Origin of the sequence: Shewanella sp. SG41-4, assembly GCF_014164505.1 — a bacterium.
In the GTDB taxonomy this organism is placed as follows: Bacteria; Pseudomonadota; Gammaproteobacteria; order Enterobacterales; family Shewanellaceae; genus Shewanella.
Genome location: NZ_JACJFI010000052.1, coordinates 1 through 20,328 on the forward strand (window position 1 = coordinate 1; position 20,328 = coordinate 20,328).

The 20,328-nt window shown below is 42.1% G+C and carries 17 protein-coding genes, 1 pseudogene and 1 riboswitch; of the genes and pseudogenes, 10 read left to right on the plus strand and 8 right to left on the minus strand.

All coding sequences use genetic code 11. The annotated features are described in order from the left end of the window. Positions 1–106 (plus strand): annotated as a pseudogene (locus H5202_RS07265) (IS982 family transposase); the annotation flags it as partial. A 391-nt stretch (positions 107–497) separates the two neighbouring features. On the opposite strand, the gene H5202_RS07270 reads toward H5202_RS07265, so the two are convergent. The 3 genes from H5202_RS07270 to H5202_RS07280 all read right to left on the minus strand — a co-directional run bounded on the left by H5202_RS07270 (position 498) and on the right by H5202_RS07280 (position 6,248). Beyond that, on the minus strand, positions 498–3,653 hold the full coding sequence (locus tag H5202_RS07270) for an efflux RND transporter permease subunit (protein ID WP_182771491.1): 3,156 nt from the start codon (positions 3,651–3,653) through the stop codon (positions 498–500). A gap of 9 nt (positions 3,654–3,662) precedes the next feature. Beyond that, positions 3,663–4,811: an efflux RND transporter periplasmic adaptor subunit gene (locus tag H5202_RS07275; RefSeq protein ID WP_182771492.1), complete on the minus strand. Its 1,149-nt coding sequence runs from the start codon at positions 4,809–4,811 to the stop codon at positions 3,663–3,665. A gap of 327 nt (positions 4,812–5,138) precedes the next feature. After that, on the minus strand, positions 5,139–6,248 hold the full coding sequence (locus tag H5202_RS07280; RefSeq protein ID WP_182771493.1) for an MBL fold metallo-hydrolase: 1,110 nt from the start codon (positions 6,246–6,248) through the stop codon (positions 5,139–5,141). Positions 6,249–6,344: 96 nt separating this feature from the next. On the opposite strand from H5202_RS07280, the gene H5202_RS07285 reads away from it, so the two are divergent. Then, positions 6,345–6,962 (plus strand): TetR/AcrR family transcriptional regulator, encoded by a 618-nt coding sequence (locus H5202_RS07285; protein WP_182771494.1) that lies wholly within the window; start codon positions 6,345–6,347, stop codon positions 6,960–6,962. 17 nt (positions 6,963–6,979) lie between these two features. On the opposite strand, the gene H5202_RS07290 is transcribed toward H5202_RS07285, so the two are convergent. Then, positions 6,980–7,666 carry a DNA-3-methyladenine glycosylase I gene (locus tag H5202_RS07290; protein WP_182771495.1) on the minus strand — a complete coding sequence of 229 codons (687 nt, stop codon included), beginning with the start codon at positions 7,664–7,666 and terminating at the stop codon, positions 6,980–6,982. A 99-nt stretch (positions 7,667–7,765) separates the two neighbouring features. Then, positions 7,766–8,296: a thioesterase family protein gene (locus tag H5202_RS07295; RefSeq protein WP_182771496.1), complete on the minus strand. Its 531-nt coding sequence runs from the start codon at positions 8,294–8,296 to the stop codon at positions 7,766–7,768. A gap of 276 nt (positions 8,297–8,572) precedes the next feature. After that, a riboswitch (FMN riboswitch) is annotated at positions 8,573–8,747 on the plus strand. Positions 8,748–8,841: 94 nt separating this feature from the next. Between H5202_RS07295 and ribB the strand changes: the two genes are divergently transcribed. The 3 genes from ribB to H5202_RS07310 all read left to right on the plus strand — a co-directional run bounded on the left by ribB (position 8,842) and on the right by H5202_RS07310 (position 11,897). Further along, positions 8,842–9,498, plus strand: coding sequence for a 3,4-dihydroxy-2-butanone-4-phosphate synthase (gene ribB, locus H5202_RS07300; RefSeq protein ID WP_182771497.1), 657 nt, complete (start codon positions 8,842–8,844; stop codon positions 9,496–9,498). Between the two features lie 357 nt (positions 9,499–9,855). After that, positions 9,856–10,119 carry a hypothetical protein gene (locus H5202_RS07305; RefSeq protein ID WP_182771498.1) on the plus strand — a complete coding sequence of 88 codons (264 nt, stop codon included), beginning with the start codon at positions 9,856–9,858 and terminating at the stop codon, positions 10,117–10,119. A gap of 401 nt (positions 10,120–10,520) precedes the next feature. Next, complete coding sequence (locus H5202_RS07310) at positions 10,521–11,897, plus strand: lyase family protein (protein WP_182771499.1); 1,377 nt, start codon at positions 10,521–10,523, stop codon at positions 11,895–11,897. Positions 11,898–12,052: 155 nt separating this feature from the next. Here H5202_RS07310 and H5202_RS07315 read toward each other — a convergent pair whose 3' ends face one another. Continuing rightward, the gene (locus H5202_RS07315; RefSeq protein ID WP_182756030.1) at positions 12,053–13,579 is read right to left on the minus strand and encodes an EAL domain-containing protein; all 1,527 of its coding nucleotides are present in this window, start codon (positions 13,577–13,579) and stop codon (positions 12,053–12,055) included. Positions 13,580–13,745: 166 nt separating this feature from the next. Beyond that, the gene (locus H5202_RS07320; RefSeq protein WP_182771500.1) at positions 13,746–14,561 is read right to left on the minus strand and encodes a RecX family transcriptional regulator; all 816 of its coding nucleotides are present in this window, start codon (positions 14,559–14,561) and stop codon (positions 13,746–13,748) included. A gap of 171 nt (positions 14,562–14,732) precedes the next feature. Here H5202_RS07320 and cyoB point away from each other — a divergent pair, with 171 nt between their 5' ends. The 5 genes from cyoB (at position 14,733) to H5202_RS07345 (ending at position 19,555) form a co-directional block, all read left to right on the plus strand. After that, entirely contained in the window at positions 14,733–16,685 is a 1,953-nt protein-coding gene (gene cyoB / locus H5202_RS07325; protein ID WP_182771501.1) for a cytochrome o ubiquinol oxidase subunit I, read from the plus strand. Continuing rightward, positions 16,685–17,308 carry a cytochrome o ubiquinol oxidase subunit III gene (gene cyoC, locus H5202_RS07330; RefSeq protein WP_124018231.1) on the plus strand — a complete coding sequence of 208 codons (624 nt, stop codon included), beginning with the start codon at positions 16,685–16,687 and terminating at the stop codon, positions 17,306–17,308. Before cyoB ends, cyoC begins: the two co-directional genes overlap by 1 nt. Beyond that, positions 17,308–17,631, plus strand: coding sequence for a cytochrome o ubiquinol oxidase subunit IV (cyoD, locus tag H5202_RS07335; RefSeq protein WP_182771502.1), 324 nt, complete (start codon positions 17,308–17,310; stop codon positions 17,629–17,631). The genes cyoC and cyoD overlap by 1 nt, the downstream gene beginning before the upstream one ends. A gap of 13 nt (positions 17,632–17,644) precedes the next feature. After that, positions 17,645–18,550: a heme o synthase gene (gene cyoE, locus H5202_RS07340; RefSeq protein WP_182771503.1), complete on the plus strand. Its 906-nt coding sequence runs from the start codon at positions 17,645–17,647 to the stop codon at positions 18,548–18,550. A 204-nt stretch (positions 18,551–18,754) separates the two neighbouring features. Next, positions 18,755–19,555, plus strand: coding sequence for a hypothetical protein (locus H5202_RS07345; protein WP_182771504.1), 801 nt, complete (start codon positions 18,755–18,757; stop codon positions 19,553–19,555). Positions 19,556–19,615: 60 nt separating this feature from the next. Here the strand turns inward: H5202_RS07345 and H5202_RS07350 are convergent, their stop codons facing one another. Beyond that, positions 19,616–20,101: a hypothetical protein gene (locus H5202_RS07350; protein ID WP_182771505.1), complete on the minus strand. Its 486-nt coding sequence runs from the start codon at positions 20,099–20,101 to the stop codon at positions 19,616–19,618. Between the last annotated feature and the right edge of the window lie 227 nt (positions 20,102–20,328).

Here is a 20,328-nt window from a genome sequence, read left to right on the forward strand (position 1 = left end):
TATGTTGAATATGATTGGTGGTTTAATCGCTTATCAACTCAAAGAAAGTAAGCCACAACTCAATATCACAGATGTCGATTTCAATGCGATTTCTGTTATGGCTTAAACCGATCTCAGGTTATTTAATCAAAAGTTCATCTTTATCGGCGATACCTTTGCTAAAAAGAAACCACAAAAGAGTAAGCCAAGTATGAATAGATGTTAAAAAATCGTTTTGATTGAGATCTTAACTATAACACAAACAACAGTACTGACACGGTTGAATACTGTACAGTTTAAATTTTAATCTTTAATTTTATCAACTACCTAAAAGCATTTTCACAAGAGTGTTTTTTAAACACATTTAAAGTTTTCCCTGCTCAAATAATCAAAATATCGTTTAATAATGCTGACTTAACACCATTAACGCTATTTATTAGCAGCTGCCTCTATACAGAAACAATAGACACAAAAAAGCCCAGTAAAACTGGGCTTTCAACAATCAATAATGTAAAAAATTAAATATCTTTTCTATCGTTATCGACTTTTTCATCTTCCTCTTCAGTGGGTTTTTCACGCTTACTGAAAATGCGTTCAACTACCACAAAGAATAATGGTACAAAGAAGATACCTAAGAAGGTAGATGTCATCATGCCGCCCAATACCGCAGTACCAATGGCATTTTGGCTACCAGAGCCTACTCCTGAGCTAATCGCTAATGGCACAACACCTAGACCAAATGCTAAAGAGGTCATCAGAATTGGGCGTAAACGTACTCTCACAGCATGCAAGGTTGCCTCAATTAAGCCAGAGCCTTTCTCGTAGTATTCCTTAGCAAACTCGACAATTAGAATGGCATTTTTAGTCGCCAAGCCCACCGTGGTTAACAAGCCCACTTGGAAAAATACGTCATTAGGTAAACCACGAGCACTCATTGCCAACAATGCACCTATAATCCCAAGTGGTACGACTAAGACGACCGATAATGGAACCGACCAGCTTTCATACAATGCCGCCAACACTAAAAATACAATTAAAATAGATAAGGCATATAAGCTAGGTGCTTGGTTACCCGATAAACGCTCTTCGTACGACAAACCATTCCACTCTAAGCCATAGCCAGGTGGAAGCTTCTCTGCCATTTCTTCAAGTGCATCCATCGCAGCACCGGTACTGTAGCCCGGGGCGGTAGCGCCCTGAATGTTAACCGCAGGTACACCGTTAAAACGCTGTAATTGTGGTGAACCAAACTCCCAGGAACCTGATGCAAAGGCCGAAAACGGCACCATTTCACCATTATTGTTGCGCACATACCAAGAGTCTAAGTCGCCAGGTTGCATACGGTATTTAGCCTCACCCTGAATATAAACTTTTTTAACTCGGCCACGGTCGATAAAGTCATTCACATACGACCCACCCCAGGCGGTACCCAAGACACTGTTCACACTATTAATATCGATGTCTAATGCACGTAATTTGGCGTGATTAACATTAATTTTATAGATGGGCGCATCTTCTTGGCCATTTGGACGCACCCCAACAAGGTTAGGGTTTTGCGCAGCCATACCTAATAATTGATTACGCGCCTCAATTAACTTGTCATGTCCTTGACCATTTAAGTCTTTTAAGTAGACGTCAAAACCATTTGCGGTACCCAGTTCAATCACTGATGGCGGCACAAAAGCAAACACTAACGCCTCTTTAATTTGCATAAAACGGCCCATGGCTCGACCCGCTAACGACTTAACATCTTCACCAGGCGCTTCACGTGTGGACCAATCTTTTAGGCTCACAAACGCAATACCCATGTTTTGACCTGAACCCGCAAAACTAAAGCCCGCAACAGTAAACACTGAATTTACCAGGTCTTTTTCTTCGGTCAGGTAATAGTCGGATACATCTTTTAATACCTTAACCGTGCTTTCTTGGGTTGAGTTGGTTGGCAAAATAGCTTGAGTGAACAAGATACCTTGGTCTTCGTCGGGTAAAAATGCGGTTGGCATGCGTAAGAAAATCCAAGCCACTGCGATAACCAAGCCAACGTAGATCAACATGACGCGGAATGAGCGCTTTAAAATACTTCCCACACTTGATTCATAACGAGAGGTCATTGCATCAAACTTGCGGTTAAACCAACCGAAGAAACCGGTATCAGCGTGAGTATGGCTTTTTTTAACTGGCTTTAGCATGGTGGCGCATAATGCTGGCGTAAGTACAATTGCCACAAACACCGACAAGGCCATCGCCGATACAATGGTGATCGAGAACTGACGATAAATAACACCAGTCGACCCAGACATAAATGCCATTGGTACAAATACAGCTGACAGGGTCAAACCAATACCCACTAACGCACTGGTAATTTGGTCCATCGATTTACGGGTCGCTTCCAGCGGACTTAAGCCTTCTTCCGACATCACGCGTTCGACGTTTTCCACCACCACAATTGCATCGTCCACCAGCAAACCAATGGCCAATACCATGGCAAACATGGTTAAAGTGTTGATGGTGAAACCAGCAGCGGATAGCACCGCAAACGTACCTAACAATACTACTGGTACCGCAATGGTAGGAATAAGCGTTGCTCTGAAGTTTTGAAGGAACAGATACATAATCAAGAAGACCAATACAATGGCTTCAATCAATGTGTGCACAACACCTTCAATCGATTGCTCTACGAATGGCGTTGTATCATAGGGATAAACGACTTCAAGTCCCTGAGGGAAAAACTCTTTCATCTCATTAACTTTGGCTTTAATTCCTTCTGCCGTATCTAACGCATTCGCGCCTGTAGCCAGCTTGAATGCAAGGCCCGACGCTGGCTTACCATTGTAATATGAGTCAACCGCGTAGCTTTCTGCACCTAACTCAACTCTAGCAACATCGCCTAAATAAACGTTAGCACCTGATGAGTCAGATTTAACAATAATTTGCTTAAATTGCTCTGGGGTTTGCAAGCGGCTCTGTGCTGATACGGTCGCGTTAAGTTCTTGGCCAGCAACCGACGGAGCACCACCTAATTGCCCTGCTGATATTTGGGCATTTTGCTCACGTATTGCCGCAACGATATCAATACTGGTTAATTTGTATTGAGTTAACTTAAACGGGTCTAACCAAATACGCATTGCATACTGCGCACCAAATAGCGTGATCTCACCCACGCCAGGTACACGGCTCATTGGGTCTTGAACGTTGGCAGCAACATAATCAGATATATCGCTTTTGCCCATTGAACCATCTGCAGACACAAAGCCAAGCACCATTAAAAATCCAGAGCTAGATTTGTTAACTTTGACACCTTGCTGCTGAACCTCAGAAGGTAATAATGGCGTAGCAGCTTGCAGCTTATTCTGAACTTGCACTTGAGCAATATCAGGATCAGCCTCAGCATTGAATGTTAAGGTGATAGTGGCATTACCAAAACTGTCACTGGTCGATGAAATATAGCGTAAGTGATCAAGCCCAGTCATGCGCTGCTCAATCACCTGAGTGACTGTGTCTTCCATGGTTTTGGCAGAAGCACCAGGATAGAAAGCACTGATCACTACGGTTGGCGGGGCAATACTTGGATACTGCGCAATGGGTAAGCCTTTAATGGCTAACACACCTGCAAGCATAATTAATAATGCAATCACCCACGCAAAAATAGGGCGATCAATAAAAAAGCGAGCCATAATTATTCCCTACTTTTGTGGTTGATCAGCCGTTAACACCTGCGCAGATACTGGTGCACCAGGGCGAATTTTTTGTAACCCTTCGACAATTAATTTATCGCCAACAGACAAACCATCGACAATACGCCATTGATGACCAATCACTTCAGCGGTTTGTACCACGCGCATTTCAACATTACTGTCTTGGTTTACTATCATTGCAACCGCTTGGCCTTTGCTATTACGGGTAATAGCACGTTGAGGCACTAAAATAGCCTGTGGGTCTTGGCCAGCATTTAATAGCGCACGCACATACATACCAGGTAATAATATACCGTCAGGATTAGGGAACTCGGCACGTAACGTCACGGAACCAGTAGTTTCATCGACATTAACTTCAGCAAATTGTAATGTACCTTGCTGATCATATGTGCTGCCGTCTTCAAGCAATAAGGTCACTTTAGCATTGTCACTTTTCAGTAACTGGCCTGAACGTAAATTGGCTTTTAAACGCAATAATTGTGCACTTGACTGAACGATGTCGATATTAATCGGATCGAGCTGTTGAATTGTCGCTAAGGTATTACTTTGATTAGCGGTAACTAACGCGCCAGCAGTAACAGATGACTTACCAATACGACCAGAAATCGGTGCTTTAACCTCAGTATATTCAAGGTTAATATTGGCGGTATTAATGGCAGCTTTTGCCACAGTCACTGCAGCTTGAGCTTCTTTGTAAGCGGCTTCTGTTTCATCAAAGTCTTGCTTGCTAACGGCGTTAGTTTTAACTAATTTTGCATAACGCGCCGCCTTGGCTTTTGCTGAAGCTAATCCAGCATTTGCGCTAGCAAGATCGGCTTCTGCACTCACTAATGCCGCTTTATAAGTGGCTGCATCAATTTGATACAGAGATTGACCTTGTTTAACTTCGGTGCCTTCTGTAAACGCACGCTTAGTGATAATACCTGACACTTGTGGACGCACTTCGGCTTCTAAAAAGGCACGACTGCGACCAGGTAATTCAACCTTAATCGCTTGCGAAATTGCTTCAACTGTCATCACGCCAACGGGTGTAGGTGGTCGCGGTTGCTGTGACTGGGCATTTTCATCCCCTTGACCACAAGCGGTAATCCATAATGCAGCAGAAATAACTGCGGCGACTTTCAATGCTTTGTGCATGAGTGCTCCTACTCCAATTTATTTTCAATATGACACCTCGGTCTTGAGGAATTTCATTTGAAAATAGCTAAAATTAACCTGTTAAATTTTCTGTGTACTTTATCGCATAGGCATAAAATTCAAACAACCGAACTAATACGAATAAAGTGTAAATAAATAATAAGCTTCAGTTATATATATTTAAAATGTTACCAAGCTGTAATTATTATGCGGGTAATCAAACAAAGATTACCTATTGATTCATTAAAAACACTATTTGGTAACATGCTGGTAAAGTTAATTAACGCCTCAACTATCCATGTCTATGTTTACCATTAATATATTAACTTAGTTGTTGTTGATGACAACTTGATTTAATTCATCTGTATTTTGTGGATCAAGCATAATGGCACGCCACCACAACTCGCTAGCTTGTGGATTAGCTAACATTACCGCTTGACCAAACTTTGGCGTTAGCAAGGTGACATTTTGCTGTTTGGCTAACTGGTTAATACGTTCAAAAGGCTCAAACCAATCATGTAACGCTAAATCGAATGTACCATTGTGTACTGGCATCATTGCCTTTGCTTGAACATCAATATGCGCCTGTAGGCTTTGCTCTGGCAACATATGAATATCACTCCACAATTCATTATAGGCACCCGTTTCAATCATGCTGAGATCAAATGGCCCATAACGCTCACCAATTTCTTTAAAGCCATCAAAATAGCCACTGTCTCCGCTAAAAAATATCTTGTGCTGCAAACCTTGAATAACCCAACTAGCCCATAAGGTTTGGTTACGATCAAGCAAGCCACGACCTGAAAAATGTTGCGCTGGTGTCGCGGTAAGGCTCAAGCCATTTAATTCAACAGACTGCCACCATTCCAGTTCAGTCACTTGAATAGGGTCAACGCCCCAAGCCGTTAAGTACTCACCTACTTTAAGTGGCGTAATAAAATGTTGCACCTTGGCAGCCAATTGCTCAATGGCTGCTCTATCAAGATGATCGTAATGATCATGGCTAATGATCACCGCTTTTATTGCCGGTAAATCGGCAATACTGATTGGCGATTGATGAAAACGTTTCGGTCCTGCCCACTGCACCGGTGATGCTCGCTCGCTAAAGACCGGATCAATTAATAAATATTCGCCATCAAGACGTATCAATAACGTTGAATGCCCTAAACGATAAACGGTATCTTGTGTCGATTGAGCCAATATCTCTGGGGTCAATGCTACTAATGGAATCGCGCCTTGGGGAATGGGCGCTTTACGCGTTGTCGACCCATAAGCTTTGGCTATGGGCCATAAGCTGCTAATACCCGCTTGATAGACTTTTTCGGTATTATTGAATATTTGTGCTTTATCTCCGCGCGATGCCGACCAATATTTACTGATCACAATAATGGCAATCAATACACCAAGCACGGCTAAAAGACTCATTAATATTTTCATCTATCACTTCCAAAAGTAAACTACACGGTGTAGTTTAATAATCCCTTGTTGAAAAGTAAACTACTCAGTGTAAAATATTACAATAAGATTGATTAGATGAAACCAATGAACACAGAAAAGCAAACACGCAGCCAGATTAAACGTGCCGCGATTATTGAAGCAGCCAGAACAACCTTTAAACAATTAGGGGTTGCGGCAACCAGTATGGATAAATTAGCCGAAGTGGCTGGAGTGTCTAAGCGAACAGTGTATAACCACTTTGCCACCAAAGAAGCTTTGGTGATGACCTTGATGACTGATTTATGGCAACAAGCATTATCTCAACCCTCTGTGGTATATAACTCACATCAACCTTTGGCTGAACAATTGCAACAGTTGGTGCGTTTTGATATGGATTACATTCAATCAGAAGAGCACATTGAAGTATCACGAATGGTAATTGGTCATCTTTTTTATACCACTGAAATGCAGCAAGAATTGCAAAAGGTTATTAAAGAAGAAACGGCTATTTTGCGCTGGATAAAAGCGGCAACGCTGGATGGACGCTTAACGGTGACGAAAGTTGAACAAGCTCAAACAGAAGTGCAAAGCTTGATCAAGGGCCAATGTTTTTGGCCTTTAATATTTCAAGTCGAGGAGCCATTAAACGAACAACAAAAAGATGAAATTGCGGCAAACATTGTCACTATGTTTTTATGTCGTTATCAGGCATAAGTAAATTATTTACCACGCTACACGCGGTTATCGCCGACACCAAAGGAAATAACACGGCTGATATGCGCTAAACTCATGCCAGATTCTTGTTGCCAATGATTGAACGCAGCTTGGGTTTGGCGTAAAGCTGTTTTCGAAGTAAAGCCAGCATCAACAACGTTATGACCTGTCAAATATGACTGCACATCTTGGCTTAGCAAGAAGGTATCTTTACCAATGGCACGTAAAAAATAAGGCCCGGTATTGCCACCTAAACGAGTGCCGCGCTTTTTAAGCACTTGCCACAAACCAGTAATATCTTCGCTTGGCCAATTCGCAATAAGCTCAGAAAAACTACCGTGTTCAGCATTAATCTGCTGGATCATATAAGCATTATCAACAATCGCCTGAGTTTTCTTTTGATGCCGAATAAGTGCTGGGTCGGTTGCTCGCTGTTGAATTTGATCAGGTGACAGCATCAGCACTTTCATTGGTTCGAAGTCAAAAAAGGCTTTTTCATAAGCAGACCATTTATTCTCAACAATCCGCCAAACAAAACCGCTTTGAAATACGCGTTTACTCATTACAGACAATAACTGCGCATCAGTATATTCGCTGATTTCATCGGCATCGAGAGTGTCAGGTAGCAATGACTTAACTGCCGCAGGTCCGCCTTTGCGCTCACATGCTCGCGCCCAAATATCACTGAACTTTTCTAATGCCACCGCGTAGCTCCTTTAACCCAATCGATAATCTGCCAATACGACAGATAAAGGCTTGTTGATCTTTAAAAAATTAACATTGATACCAAAAATCAACTAACGCTATATATTACGTTCTTTTTTAAGTTGTAAAAACTGTTTCCATTTAACCACTTCAGCAGGCATTTCAGGTGTGTCGCCTGTGTAACCGGCTGCAGCAATTAAGGTTTCAATAGGCACTTGTTTACCTCGACATACAAACACACCACGAACATGCGCAATGCAATGTAAACCACGGGCGGTAACCATACGATGCTCAATATAAAAGTATTTTTCGTCCCAACCAACGATTTTAGTTTCAATGGTAAACTTTTCAAACGGCTTAATATCGCGGATATAAGTAAACTCTGCCGCATTCACTATCGGTAACCATTTGTTTTTTAGAAACTGCTTCATCAAGCCCATTTCGGCAATCAAATAGGTGCGCGCTAAATCCATAAAAGCAGGATAACGCGAGTTAGTTAAATGCATATTGATGTCGCAATCTAACGGTAAAACACGATAATCAATTCGACTAGTGCCTAAAAAACCAATACTTTTACAACGACCTATTCGCCATAAAAACAATAAAATAAAACGAAAATACAGATTCATGCAAGGTTACTCCTAATGTCAGCGCGACAGGCTAACAAAGGTCATACCAGTGAGCAAGCGGGTTTAACATCAATTGGTAGCACAGAATTGGCATTTCGTTTTATTTGTTACTCTTTTTGAGACTTATCCCCCTTTTCATCTGCGGCTTAACTGATTACCATAGCGAGGCGTTTTGATTGTATTGGCAGTGAATTAAGTGACTTTTACGTTAATTCATACACGATAATGCGCTAATCGAGTTATCGATTAACGCCACATCAGCGCAAACACATTGTTTTTAATTCTCAGGGCGGGGCGCAATTCCCCACCGGCGGTAAACTTGAAAAAGTGAGCCCGCGAGCGCTCGATTCGTCGAGGTCAGCAGATCTGGTGACATAGGACATTACTATTAAATAAGTAATGCCTAACAGTCCAGAGCCGACGGTTACAGTCCGGATGAGAGAGAATAGAGATACATCAATTAGCCTCGGCTTGTTGATGCAATTTGTTTTGGATTTATATCCCTCTTTATAAGCCCTGATTCTGGTCATTTTAGGAGTACAACCATGAATCAGTTATCACTACTTGCCGAATTTGGCGATCCAATCACCCGTGTAGAACTCGCACTAGCCGCGCTAAGAGAAGGCCGAGGCGTATTATTACTAGACGATGAAGATCGTGAAAATGAAGGCGACATTATTTATTCTGTCGAGCATTTAACCACAGCCCAAATGGCATTAATGATCCGCGAATGCAGCGGCATTGTGTGTTTATGCTTAACCGACGAACACGCCAACAAGTTACAATTGCCACCAATGGTAATTAATAACAACAGCGCCAACCAAACTGCGTTTACCATCTCTATTGAAGCAAAGCATGGCGTTACTACTGGCGTGTCCGCTCAAGATCGCGTGACCACCATTAAAACGGCGGCAAACCGCGATGCTAAGGCATCAGATTTGGCCCATCCTGGACACGTATTCCCATTACGTGCTCGCGCTGGCGGAGTCATGTCTCGCCGAGGTCATACCGAAGGCACTGTCGACTTAATGCAAATGGCAGGCTTAATGCCCGCTGGTGTGTTGTGCGAATTGACCAACGAAGATGGCAGCATGGCTAAAGCGCCAGAAATTGTCGCTTTTGGCCGCAAACATAATATGCCAGTACTGACGATCGAAGACATGGTGATGTACCGTAACCAGTACGACTTAAAACTGGCGTAATATGTTACTAATATGTCATTCATAACCAGCCACTTACCTGCTGTGAATGAATATGAAATAACACGATTAAGAGGTGCAAAGCACCTCTTTTTTTATGCTTGAATTCATGCTGGTTGTAGACAATAAAACCATGCGCGTTAACACTTGTTTGACTCGCTATTCGCCACCCATAACCGCCCTGTTGCCCCTGTCTCTCTCCAAGAGTCATCGCTGTACCACCTCTAATTTGAACTCAACGAGTATGCTTAGAGCATGCAACACTTTACATTACAGACTAAAAAAATCAGGATAAATAACCTCAATAGATTTTCCTCACCGATCCCTTGAGAATTAGCCAACATGAACTAAAGGACGCGTATGAGTAAATGGAATACGACTAGCACACTATCTCTTTACTTAACGCTAATTTGCTCCAGCGCAGTAGCCGGTTTTCTGCAATATTCTTTGGAAGATAGCTTCACTGGTTTATCGGACTTACCGGGTATTGTTGATATCGGTATTTATGCCGCCCTAATGACAGCGCTTTATTATTTTTTTGCTCAAATTTTTAACTGGTTGTACCCTGAAGTTCAAAAAAATAGCGACAAAAATTCGACTGAGGATAATAAATTGGGCAAATAACATTGAATAATGTTACCAAAAACATCACCCATACGTGCAAGAGCAGTTATCTGAAGCAAATAGATCCGACCGTTAAGTAATGTTGCAGATTCATTTGTTTACCTTGAGAATGCCCACGCCCCAACTCAATATCTCCTGGCAGAACACATTCCGAATGTTCATAACGCTATAGATTTTCTAATAATATCTTTTCCGCAAAGGGTAAGCGGGATAAATCGTAGTGTTCAGCTAGTCGATCAAAGCTGTAATACCGGAAAGTTTTGTCATTACTTTCAATCTGTTTCAATAACTGCATAGAATGGTTCAATACTGATCCCCCTATAAACGTTTACTGGCACTTGCTGCTAAGCTTGGTGAACACACTAAACATATCCCAATCACAAATTGAGTCGAAACACCTTATGAGTAAAATTCGTATAGAGCATGACAGTATGGGAGAAGTTCAGGTGCCAGATGATGTTTATTATCAGGCGCAAACTCAACGCGCACGAGATAACTTTCAGTTTTCGAAGCGGCGTTTTCCTACACCGGCAATCGTTGCCCTACTCGACATAAAATCAGCGGCAGCACAGGCTAATAGTCAGTTAGGTTTGCTGGATAACGCCATGGCGGCGGCGATCCAACAAGCGATTACCGCTAGTAAACAGCTCGACTTTTCAACCCATTTCCCACTAGATCTGTTCCAAACCGGTTCAGGCACCAGTTCCAATATGAATGTTAACGAAGTGATTGCCAGCTTAGCCAGCGACATTTTGCAGGATAAAGTTCACCCCAACGATCATGTCAATATGGGCCAAAGCAGCAACGATGTGGTGCCTGCCGGTATTCACATTAGTACAGTGCGGCATTTAAAGACTCTACTGTATCCGGCCATTAATAGCTTAAGTGACAAATTAGCGTTTTTGGCCGATGAGCATGCAAATTTGGTCAAAACTGGACGCACCCATTTAATGGACGCTATGCCCATTACCTTAGGGCAAGAACTACAATGTTGGCGACTACAGCTCAATGCTGCTCAAGCGAAGCTCCAACAAGCAGAGCTCAACTTACATCATTTACCTTTGGGCGGCACTGCGGTTGGCACTGGGGTTAATTGTGATCCGCGTTTTGCCAAACTCGCTTGTGATTATTTACAACAGCAAGATAAAATCCCTTGGCAGGCAGCGGTAATGCCTGCGTTATATATGAGTAGCCAAGATCACACTCTTGCCGTGGCTTCGGCGCTCAAAGGATTGGCGATCACCTTAATGAAAATTGCCAATGATTTACGCTGGATGAACTCAGGCCCTATCGCCGGACTACAAGAAATTAGTGTAACCGCGCTGCAACCTGGTTCATCGATAATGCCCGGTAAGGTTAATCCGGTTATTCCGGAGGCGGTTGCCATGATTGCCGCTGAAGTGATCGGTAATGAAACGACCATAACCATCGCGGCGCAATCGGGTAATTTTCAATTAAATGTCATGCTGCCACTGATTGCAGACAAGTTACTCTCCAGCATCGATTTATTAACCCATGCCTGCCAATCCATGACGGATAAGGTATTTGCAGATTTTGCGCCCAATAGCGACAACTTGACTCAAGTGTTGAAGAAAAATCCTATTCTTGCCACCGCACTCAATTCAGTGGTGGGTTACGATATGGCCGCGAAAATAGCCAAACGAGCAGATAAAGAACATAAATCGGTATTAGACATTGCACTGGAAGAAACCGAGCTGAGCGAAGATGAACTCACTGCGATACTCGATCCCTTGCATCTCGCGAAGCCTCATCAATAACGCCACCAACAGCCAGCGCTAAGAGTCCAAAAGACTAACGCCAAACAGAGTTGGCGAGAGTAAAACCTATTTATATGAATAGGTAAAATCTCGCTAACTTGCCTTGCTGAACTCATCTCCAACCCAAGGTTGGGCCAATAGAATAAAACCAAACCTTAAATCTTAAAGTGTTTAATTATTGGACAAAGATCATCGGCACTCATTGGCTTACCGTATAGCCATCCTTGCCCGTTTAATATTCCTAAATTTTTAAGTGCTTGATGTTGCATGATGTTTTCAACACCTTCAGCAACAACGTCTATGTGTAGTTCGTTAGCCATTTGGACAATATAAGGTATTAATGATGAACGGATGGACCCTCCTTCCATGGCATTAATAAAGCTTCTATCGATTTTCAAAATATGACACGACAATTTTGACACTTGGTTTAAATTTGAATATCCAGTGCCAAAATCATCGATTGCAATCAGAAAACCATGTTGCACCAGGATCTCTAAGTGGTTTGCAAACTCTTTACCGGTCAACTGTTCATCTTCTACAATCTCAAGCACAATCTTAATGGGATGATCATTCACATACGGCAGATCAATTATCTTTAACACTTTTCCGCTAGAAACATCAGAAGGAAAAATATTAATATTGACTTTAAAACCCTTCAAATCAATACCGCTTTCACTTAGGCGCAGCAGCGATTTTTCAACAAGTTGCTCAGTAAACTCCCATGACAGGCCCAGCTGTCTAATTTTGGGAATAAATTCATCTGGAAATATTTTACCTTCGTTATCTTCAAATCGCGCCAGCACTTCACAGCCGACGATCTTACCGGTTTGAATATTGACTATCGGTTGAAATAAAGGAAAAAACTTGTTTGATTTAACGCCTCGTTTAACTCGAGCGCTTATTGACATAAAACCATTGATTTTAAATGATATAAAATAATATAAAAATAATGTCAGAAAAAATGATGACGTAATAATGATAGCAATCAACAGGCGGTTTTTTTCATAAAACTCGCCAGCACTAAGGCTCAGTGCAACGCAGTAAGATGATTCAGGATCACATTGTTGAAATTGATAGGCATGGGTTAAGTTCACTCTGCCAACGATACCTTTGACATATAGATTATTGCTGCCTGACACATGTTGATAATGATTTGCTCTATTGAATACAATTTCCCAATCGAATCCCATAGAACTGAATTTATTGATCTCCGCAGGCTCAATCACTACATTGAAAGCGTTATGCTTGATGACAACCGCGGTATGTAACCTATCAAAAAGCTCTAACGCTTTATTTACCCACACTTTTGCACCGTAGTTATTAATGTAGTCGGGCTCAGATTCCATACTCTTTGTAACAATTATCCCTAAACCTGCGGTACACAGCAATTTACCATTTTCATCTGAATAGCCTATATCTTTGATAAAGATAGACAGGAAGTTCTCACGGCGCATATGCAGCAACATTTCACTACTACACACTGGATCATCAAGCCTATCTAATCGCTCAAGAGTGTGTTGAATGTCTTTGCTAATAGTACTCATTAAGGCCAAATGGGTTGTTGCAGCTTGCTCTTGCTCAACGGCAATCTGTTTTTCTATCCATAAGAATAAAAATAGAAAAAACAAAGTGCCCAGAGACAAACTAACGATAAATGACACTAACTTATGTTTAAACGACATAATTTGCCGCCCCAAATAGTAATAACAAGGAATAGTAGCCAACCACATTAACGCGATATAACGACTATGATGACGTAAGTATAATATTTATTTTAAATGAGAATAATCGATAAAATTTATTCACAGCTTATTGTTAAAATGTTTAGCACTTCTCTAGAAGCTATTTTTATGATGCATCATTATCTAGGCTCATGGCCTCTTTTATTTCATCACTGGCAAAACCTTTACGAGATAGAAACGCATACGCTTTAGACTTGTCTTTATAATCAGATAAGTTATAGCGTTTTTTAGCCAGCTCATTTTTACAGCTTTGATAAAAATCGACATCTTCTGTTAAGGTTAACTGATACAAGGTTTCTTCAAAATCACTCACATCAATCAATCGCTGTTTGAGTTCCTGTAAAATGAGTGTTTTACCTTTACCTTTATTAAACAGCTTAATTATTTCAGTTGTTAAATCGACTTTTTCTGCTTTTATCGCCAATTTACTGCGCAATGTTTCACCTTGTGGATGTAACGATAATGCATGATCAATTTCAGATCGAGAAAATCCTTTTGCGGTCATTTGAGCATAGACTTTTTCTCTGCTGGTGCCGTAAAAATTCTCAAATCGGCCTAGTAGCCTTGAGGTAGCGAGCTTAAAAGTATCTATTTTTTGCTCGTGCATAACCTGTTCTAGCGCGGCATCAATCTCTGTTGCACTCACACCGCGAAGTTGTAACTTACGTCTTATGGCACCGATACCTATTTCGTTACTAAAAGCTAACTCGCAGTAACGTACCGCAAAGTCAAAATCACTTTTTAAATATCCGCCCTCGATGAGTCTGGCGAGTACGGTATCAATCCATTGTTGATTGTCGGTTTTACGCTCAAGCTTGGTGCGAATTTCGTTAATGGTAAAGTCTTGCTGGCCAAGGTGCCAATAAGCACTATTAAAAACGTTATCGATGGTTTTGGCTTGACGTAGTGGTGGACGCTGCATAAAAAATAATCTTAAATTCAAAAATAACCAAAAACAGTGTAGCAGTTCATCACGTTATTGAGTACGCACCTGACGTATCTGTGGGCTTTGGCAAGTTGAATAGCAGCAGAACCCACGCCACCAGAAACGCCCGAGATCACCACTCGACCTTGGGCGATAACGTTAGCGCATATGACGTTCCAGTTGCACGAGTATCTGATAGTGTTTAAAGGCCAGAGGGCAGCAAACCCGATCATTGTTGCGGCCTTAATCACTAAGCATCAAAAATGGGGCGTGCTGTGGCACGACTGGTTAACCTCGGTTGACCATAAAAAACTCGGTATTATGTATATCGTGTTAGCAATGGTAATGCTGATCCGTGGTTTCTCTGACGCGATTATGATGCGAACTCAGCAAGCACTTGCCACCAATGGCGCTGCGGGGTATTTACCACCTGAACATTACGACCAAATCTTCACTGCCCATGGCGTGATCATGATTATCTTTATGGCGATGCCATTTATGATTGGTCTAATGAACTTGGTCGTACCATTGCAAATTGGTGCTCGTGATGTCGCGTTCCCGTTCTTAAACAATTTAAGCTTTTGGCTAACGACCTCTGGGGCGATATTAATCAATATATCACTTGGATTAGGTGAATTTGCCAAAACGGGTTGGGTAGCTTATCCACCATTGTCAGAACTCGCATACAGTCCGGGGGTGGGGGTTGATTATTACATCTGGGCCTTGCAAATATCCGGCATCGGGACAACCTTAACCGGGGTGAACTTTATCGCCACTGTGTTAAAAATGCGCGCTCCGGGCATAAAGCTAATGCAAATGCCAATTTTCACTTGGGCCTGTACTTGGGCAAACGTGTTAATCGTTGCATCGTTCCCAATTTTAACCGCTGTGTTAGGTTTATTAACCTTAGACCGTTATTTAGATTTCCATTTCTTTACCAATGACGGTGGCGGTAACGCCATGATGTACATCAACCTGTTTTGGGCTTGGGGTCATCCTGAAGTATACATTTTGGTATTACCGGCTTTCGGTATTTTCTCTGAAGTGTTTTCAACCTTTACCTCTAAGCGCTTATTTGGTTACACCTCAATGGTGTGGGCAACGGGTGCGATTTCTGTACTTGGCTTTATTGTGTGGTTACACCATTTCTTTACTATGGGGTCGAGCGCTAACGTTAACGCCTTCTTCGGGGTGATGACCATGGTGATTGCGGTGCCGACTGGGGTAAAACTGTTTAACTGGTTATTTACCATTTATCGCGGCCGTTTACGTTTCACCGTGCCAGTATTGTGGTCTTTAGGCTTTATGGTGACCTTCACCATCGGCGGCATGACCGGAGTATTGTTAGCATTACCTGGCGCAGATTATGTACTACATAACAGCTTGTTTTTAATCGCCCATTTCCATAACACCATTATTGGTGGTGCGGTATTTGGTTACATGGCTGGTTTTGCCTACTGGTTCCCTAAAGCGATGGGCTTCCACCTCAACGAACGTTTAGGTAAGGCATCATTTTGGTGTTGGCAGATAGGCTTCTATATCGCCTTTATGCCGTTATATGTGCTTGGTTTTATGGGCATGACTCGTCGTATTAACCACACAGATAACCCAGCGTGGAACTTCTGGCTTTACTTTGCCGTGGTCGGCGCGTTTATCATCCTTGTGGGTATTATTTTACAGTTTGTACAATTGTATGTCAGCTTCCGTGATCGTGAGCAAAACTTAGATACTACTGGCGATCCATGGAATGGCCATACGCTTGAGTGGTCAACCTCTTCACCACCACAGTTCTATAACTATGCCCAGCTAGATCCTGTAACGGACATTGATGCGTTCACCGACATGAAAGAGAAAGGCACTGCCTATCAACGTCGTGAAACATACCAGCCGATTCATATGCCTAAAAATACCGCCAGTGGGATATTTATGGCCGCTGCGATTACCGCAATGGGATTTGCCGCAATTTGGCATATTTGGTGGTTAGCCATTGTTGGATTTGCAGGTGCGTTTGTATTGTTCTTAGTGCGTGCTTACGACAATGATGTTGACTACTACGTGCAGCCAGACGAAATCGCGCGTATTGAAAATGCACATATAGATAACGTAGCGAGGGGCAGATAATGAGTATTGCTATTAAAGCAGATTTACACGACGCTCATTCTGCTGAGCACCATGATGAACACCACGATACCAGTGGTAACACCTTATTCGGTTTTTGGATTTATCTAATGACCGACTGTATTTTGTTCGCATCCGTTTTTGCGACTTATGCAGTGTTATTCATGAACACAGATGGTGGGGTGTCGGGCAAAGATATTTTCGAATTAGACTTCGTGCTTATCGAAACCGCCGCCTTACTAGTCAGTAGTATTACTTATGGCTTTGCCATGATTTGCGCTAGACACCAAAAGAAAGCGGCGACATTAGCGTGGTTGTTAATCACCTTCGCGTTAGGTTGTGTGTTTATCACGATGGAAGTGTACGAGTTCCATCATCTGATTGAACACGGCAATGGCCCAGATCGCAGCGCCTTTTTATCAGCATTTTTTGCCTTAGTCGGCATGCATGGTTTGCATGTTACCGCGGGCTTAATTTGGATGCTGATCATGATGGTCGAAGTTATCAAGTGCGGTTTAAATAATCGTAGTATCACTCGCCTAAGTTGCTTAAGTTTATTCTGGCATTTCTTAGACATCGTGTGGGTGTGTGTGTTTACCGTTGTTTATTTGTTAGGAGTCTTGTGATGAGCAATGCACATTCAAGCGAGGGCGACTTTGGCGCCAGTGTTAAGTCATATTTAGTCGGCTTTGTGTTATCGGTGATCTTAACCGGTATTCCATTTTGGTCGGTGATGACTCACAGCTTTGACCATACAACCACCTTATGGATTGTGGTTGCTGCGGCAATAGTACAAATCGTGGTGCACTTAAAGTACTTCCTTCATTTAGATTTTTCTAAAGAAGGCAGGATCAATACATTCTCTTTCTTATTCACTGCACTGATTATTGTCATGGTAGTGGGTTTATCTGTGTGGATTATCTACGCAGCTAACGAATTGATGATGTAATTAGACAGCTATCATGAATAATCAAGGTCAATCTATGTCAGCACAATTAACATCACGCTTACGAGGATATGTTCAGGTAACTAAACCTGGCATCATCATGGGCAATTTAATTTCCGTCGCCGGCGGGTTTTTACTCGCCGCACAAGGTAACGTAGATTGGACCTTGATGTTTGCAACCATGATAGGGCTCTCTTTAGTGGTGGCGTCTGGTTGCGCTGTCAATAATTGTATTGATCGCGATATCGACGCCAAAATGCAGCGTACTCGTAACCGAGTTACCGTTACCGGTGAAATATCGGTACAAGCGGTATTGAGCTTTGGCATTGGTCTGGGGATTATTGGCTTTACCATGCTAGTGATATTCACTAACAATTTAGCGGTATTATTTGCCGCTATCGGTTATGTGGTTTATGTCGGCGTGTACAGTCTATACATGAAGCGCAACTCGGTTTACGGCACCTTAGTGGGTAGTTTCTCAGGTGCTGTGCCACCAGTTGTAGGCTATTGTGCGGTCAGTGGACAAATGGACACAGGTGCAATTATTTTGCTACTGATGTTCAGTTTATGGCAAATGCCACACTCGTATGCAATTGCAATATTTCGCTTTGATGACTATGCCGCAGCCAACATTCCGGTGTTACCTGTTGCTGAAGGTATGGCCAAAGCAAAACTGCATATAGTGCTCTACATTGCCGTGTTTGCATTGGTTAGCGCACTATTACCGCTTGCGGGTTATACAGGTATTGCCTTTATGGCTGTAACCTTTGCCACCAGTTTATGGTGGTTAGCCATGGCGTTAAAAGGTTATCGTCGCGACATCAACTTACAGTCTTGGGCTAGGCAAGTATTTGGATTTTCCATTATTACCATTACCGCATTAAGCGTGACCATGGCATTGGACTTTCAAGTAGTAACCTAAGCGCCTTTACTTACATTGGTGCCATAAGTGACTAAGTTCAATAAAAGGCTAATCTCAATAAAGGCTTCAAGCCCGCGGCATTATGCTGCGGGCTTTTTTATTTGATAAATCCGCATTAAAGACTAATATTTAAGACTGATTAAAATTACCGCATGCAGTTCTATTATTCGTTTTTAACCGCATCATCAAACATAAAGGGATCTTATGTTTACCGTATTTAAGGGAATTAAGCCTCATATCCAGTCACTAAACCCTGTTAACCTCATCTTGCTAATGATGGCTTGCAGTGTATTGCAGGCAAATCCACTGCATGCCGCTACGCAACCGAGTACCAATAACAACATCTTCGATGATTGGATAATCAACACCCCTGAACACATCACCCTGTTACAGTTAAATCGTAATAGCAGCTACTTACACCTAGAACTTAACTTAACCACACCACAAGATAGCGTGGCGGAATGGGGTCGCTTGGTTCTGCAATCAACAACTGCGAACTTTATCCCCAGCTACAGCAATAATGCCCAACAAGGATTAGCCGCATATCAATTCGAGCATCCGCAATTAAACATGACGCTGGCATCACAGTCGTTACAACTCGCCTTAACCATAGATACCAATGCCGACAGCATTGCTGATGAACAACATCACTATAACCTCACGACCAACCAATCGGTCTATGGTGTCTGGCATCAGTTGTCGAGCCCGGCACTGAGTAGCTTGGTGCTGTTCGATAATGGCTATTACGCCATGGTGAAGATTAACCTACACCAAGACCCACAAGCTAATGAGCACTTCACCCATCTACAATGGGGGCGATTTGTACTGCAACAAAAGCAGCTGATCATTGAGCCCATGTTTAATAGCCATCCACAACAAACATCAAGCTTATTAAGCGCCATTTCGAGCATTGTTTATCAGCCTAGCAAACAGCAATTGACGTTATCTTTTATGATGGAGGCCAATCCTGATGACATCGGGATTAATCAACGATATCGACGTTAGCTCAAACCGAATATGAAATTGCATAAAACGCGGTTAATAACAGGTAAACCACGTTAACGTTTAATAGGTAGTGTAGCTATTTGCATTATCTAATTGAGCCAAAACCGATTTAACTAAGCTGTCTCTCGCCACCAAATTAGGATCCATTGCAGCAAACTGTTCTAACATGGGTTCCGGTAAGTTATCGAAAAAAACAATGTATTCCTGCGTAAAATCTAGTGTTGGAACAGCTTGCTTAAACGCTTTATTTGTCGTGCTAAAGTGACTGCTATCTTTAACCCATTGCTGCATCACCTCAGTCCATAGTGGTTGATCGTTTAATGTGCTGAGATAAGATTCTGCGTCTTGTTTACTAAGAAACTGCTCCGTCTTTACATCATAGATATATAACGCAGGAAACTGCGGCTTAACCGTTTGGTTCGATACTTCAGAATAAAGAGCCCCCTTTAAGTGATTACCTAAAGGTGTTATGCCTGCAGCATTCGCAAAACAACTTGTTATTGCCACAATACCAAACAGTACAAAAGCGATACATTTATTATGCATAAACATGCCTCCAAGCATTGTGAGGGGCAATCAAATCTAGAGGAATATGAGGTGTAATACTAATAGATGAACGTTGGGAAAACATAGCAAATCCTTTTGTAAATATATAATAAATAAACCTTCTCGCTGCTAGAGCTTATAGGCTATTTTTTTTGTGTCAACAAAGAATTAGCTTGATTTTTAAGCATAAAAGTAAGTGCTTTATTCCACTAGCTGCGTTATCTTTA

Bases quoted from the DNA above. Each gene is read 5' to 3' on its own strand.
- H5202_RS07310 (WP_182771499.1), top strand. From the start codon at position 10,521: ATGAGTAAAATTCGTATAGAGCATGACAGTATGGGAGAAGTTCAGGTG.
- H5202_RS07275 (WP_182771492.1), bottom strand. From the start codon at position 4,811: ATGCACAAAGCATTGAAAGTCGCCGCAGTTATTTCTGCTGCATTATGG.
- ribB (WP_182771497.1), top strand. From the start codon at position 8,842: ATGAATCAGTTATCACTACTTGCCGAATTTGGCGATCCAATCACCCGT.
- H5202_RS07320 (WP_182771500.1), bottom strand. From the start codon at position 14,561: ATGCAGCGTCCACCACTACGTCAAGCCAAAACCATCGATAACGTTTTT.
- H5202_RS07305 (WP_182771498.1), top strand. From the start codon at position 9,856: ATGAGTAAATGGAATACGACTAGCACACTATCTCTTTACTTAACGCTA.
- cyoC (WP_124018231.1), top strand. From the start codon at position 16,685: ATGAGTATTGCTATTAAAGCAGATTTACACGACGCTCATTCTGCTGAG.
- H5202_RS07280 (WP_182771493.1), bottom strand. From the start codon at position 6,248: ATGAAAATATTAATGAGTCTTTTAGCCGTGCTTGGTGTATTGATTGCC.
- H5202_RS07295 (WP_182771496.1), bottom strand. From the start codon at position 8,296: ATGAATCTGTATTTTCGTTTTATTTTATTGTTTTTATGGCGAATAGGT.
- H5202_RS07350 (WP_182771505.1), bottom strand. From the start codon at position 20,101: ATGCATAATAAATGTATCGCTTTTGTACTGTTTGGTATTGTGGCAATA.
- cyoB (WP_182771501.1), top strand. From the start codon at position 14,733: ATGACGTTCCAGTTGCACGAGTATCTGATAGTGTTTAAAGGCCAGAGG.
- cyoE (WP_182771503.1), top strand. From the start codon at position 17,645: ATGAATAATCAAGGTCAATCTATGTCAGCACAATTAACATCACGCTTA.
- H5202_RS07285 (WP_182771494.1), top strand. From the start codon at position 6,345: ATGAAACCAATGAACACAGAAAAGCAAACACGCAGCCAGATTAAACGT.
- H5202_RS07315 (WP_182756030.1), bottom strand. From the start codon at position 13,579: ATGTCGTTTAAACATAAGTTAGTGTCATTTATCGTTAGTTTGTCTCTG.
- cyoD (WP_182771502.1), top strand. From the start codon at position 17,308: ATGAGCAATGCACATTCAAGCGAGGGCGACTTTGGCGCCAGTGTTAAG.
- H5202_RS07270 (WP_182771491.1), bottom strand. From the start codon at position 3,653: ATGGCTCGCTTTTTTATTGATCGCCCTATTTTTGCGTGGGTGATTGCA.
- H5202_RS07345 (WP_182771504.1), top strand. From the start codon at position 18,755: ATGTTTACCGTATTTAAGGGAATTAAGCCTCATATCCAGTCACTAAAC.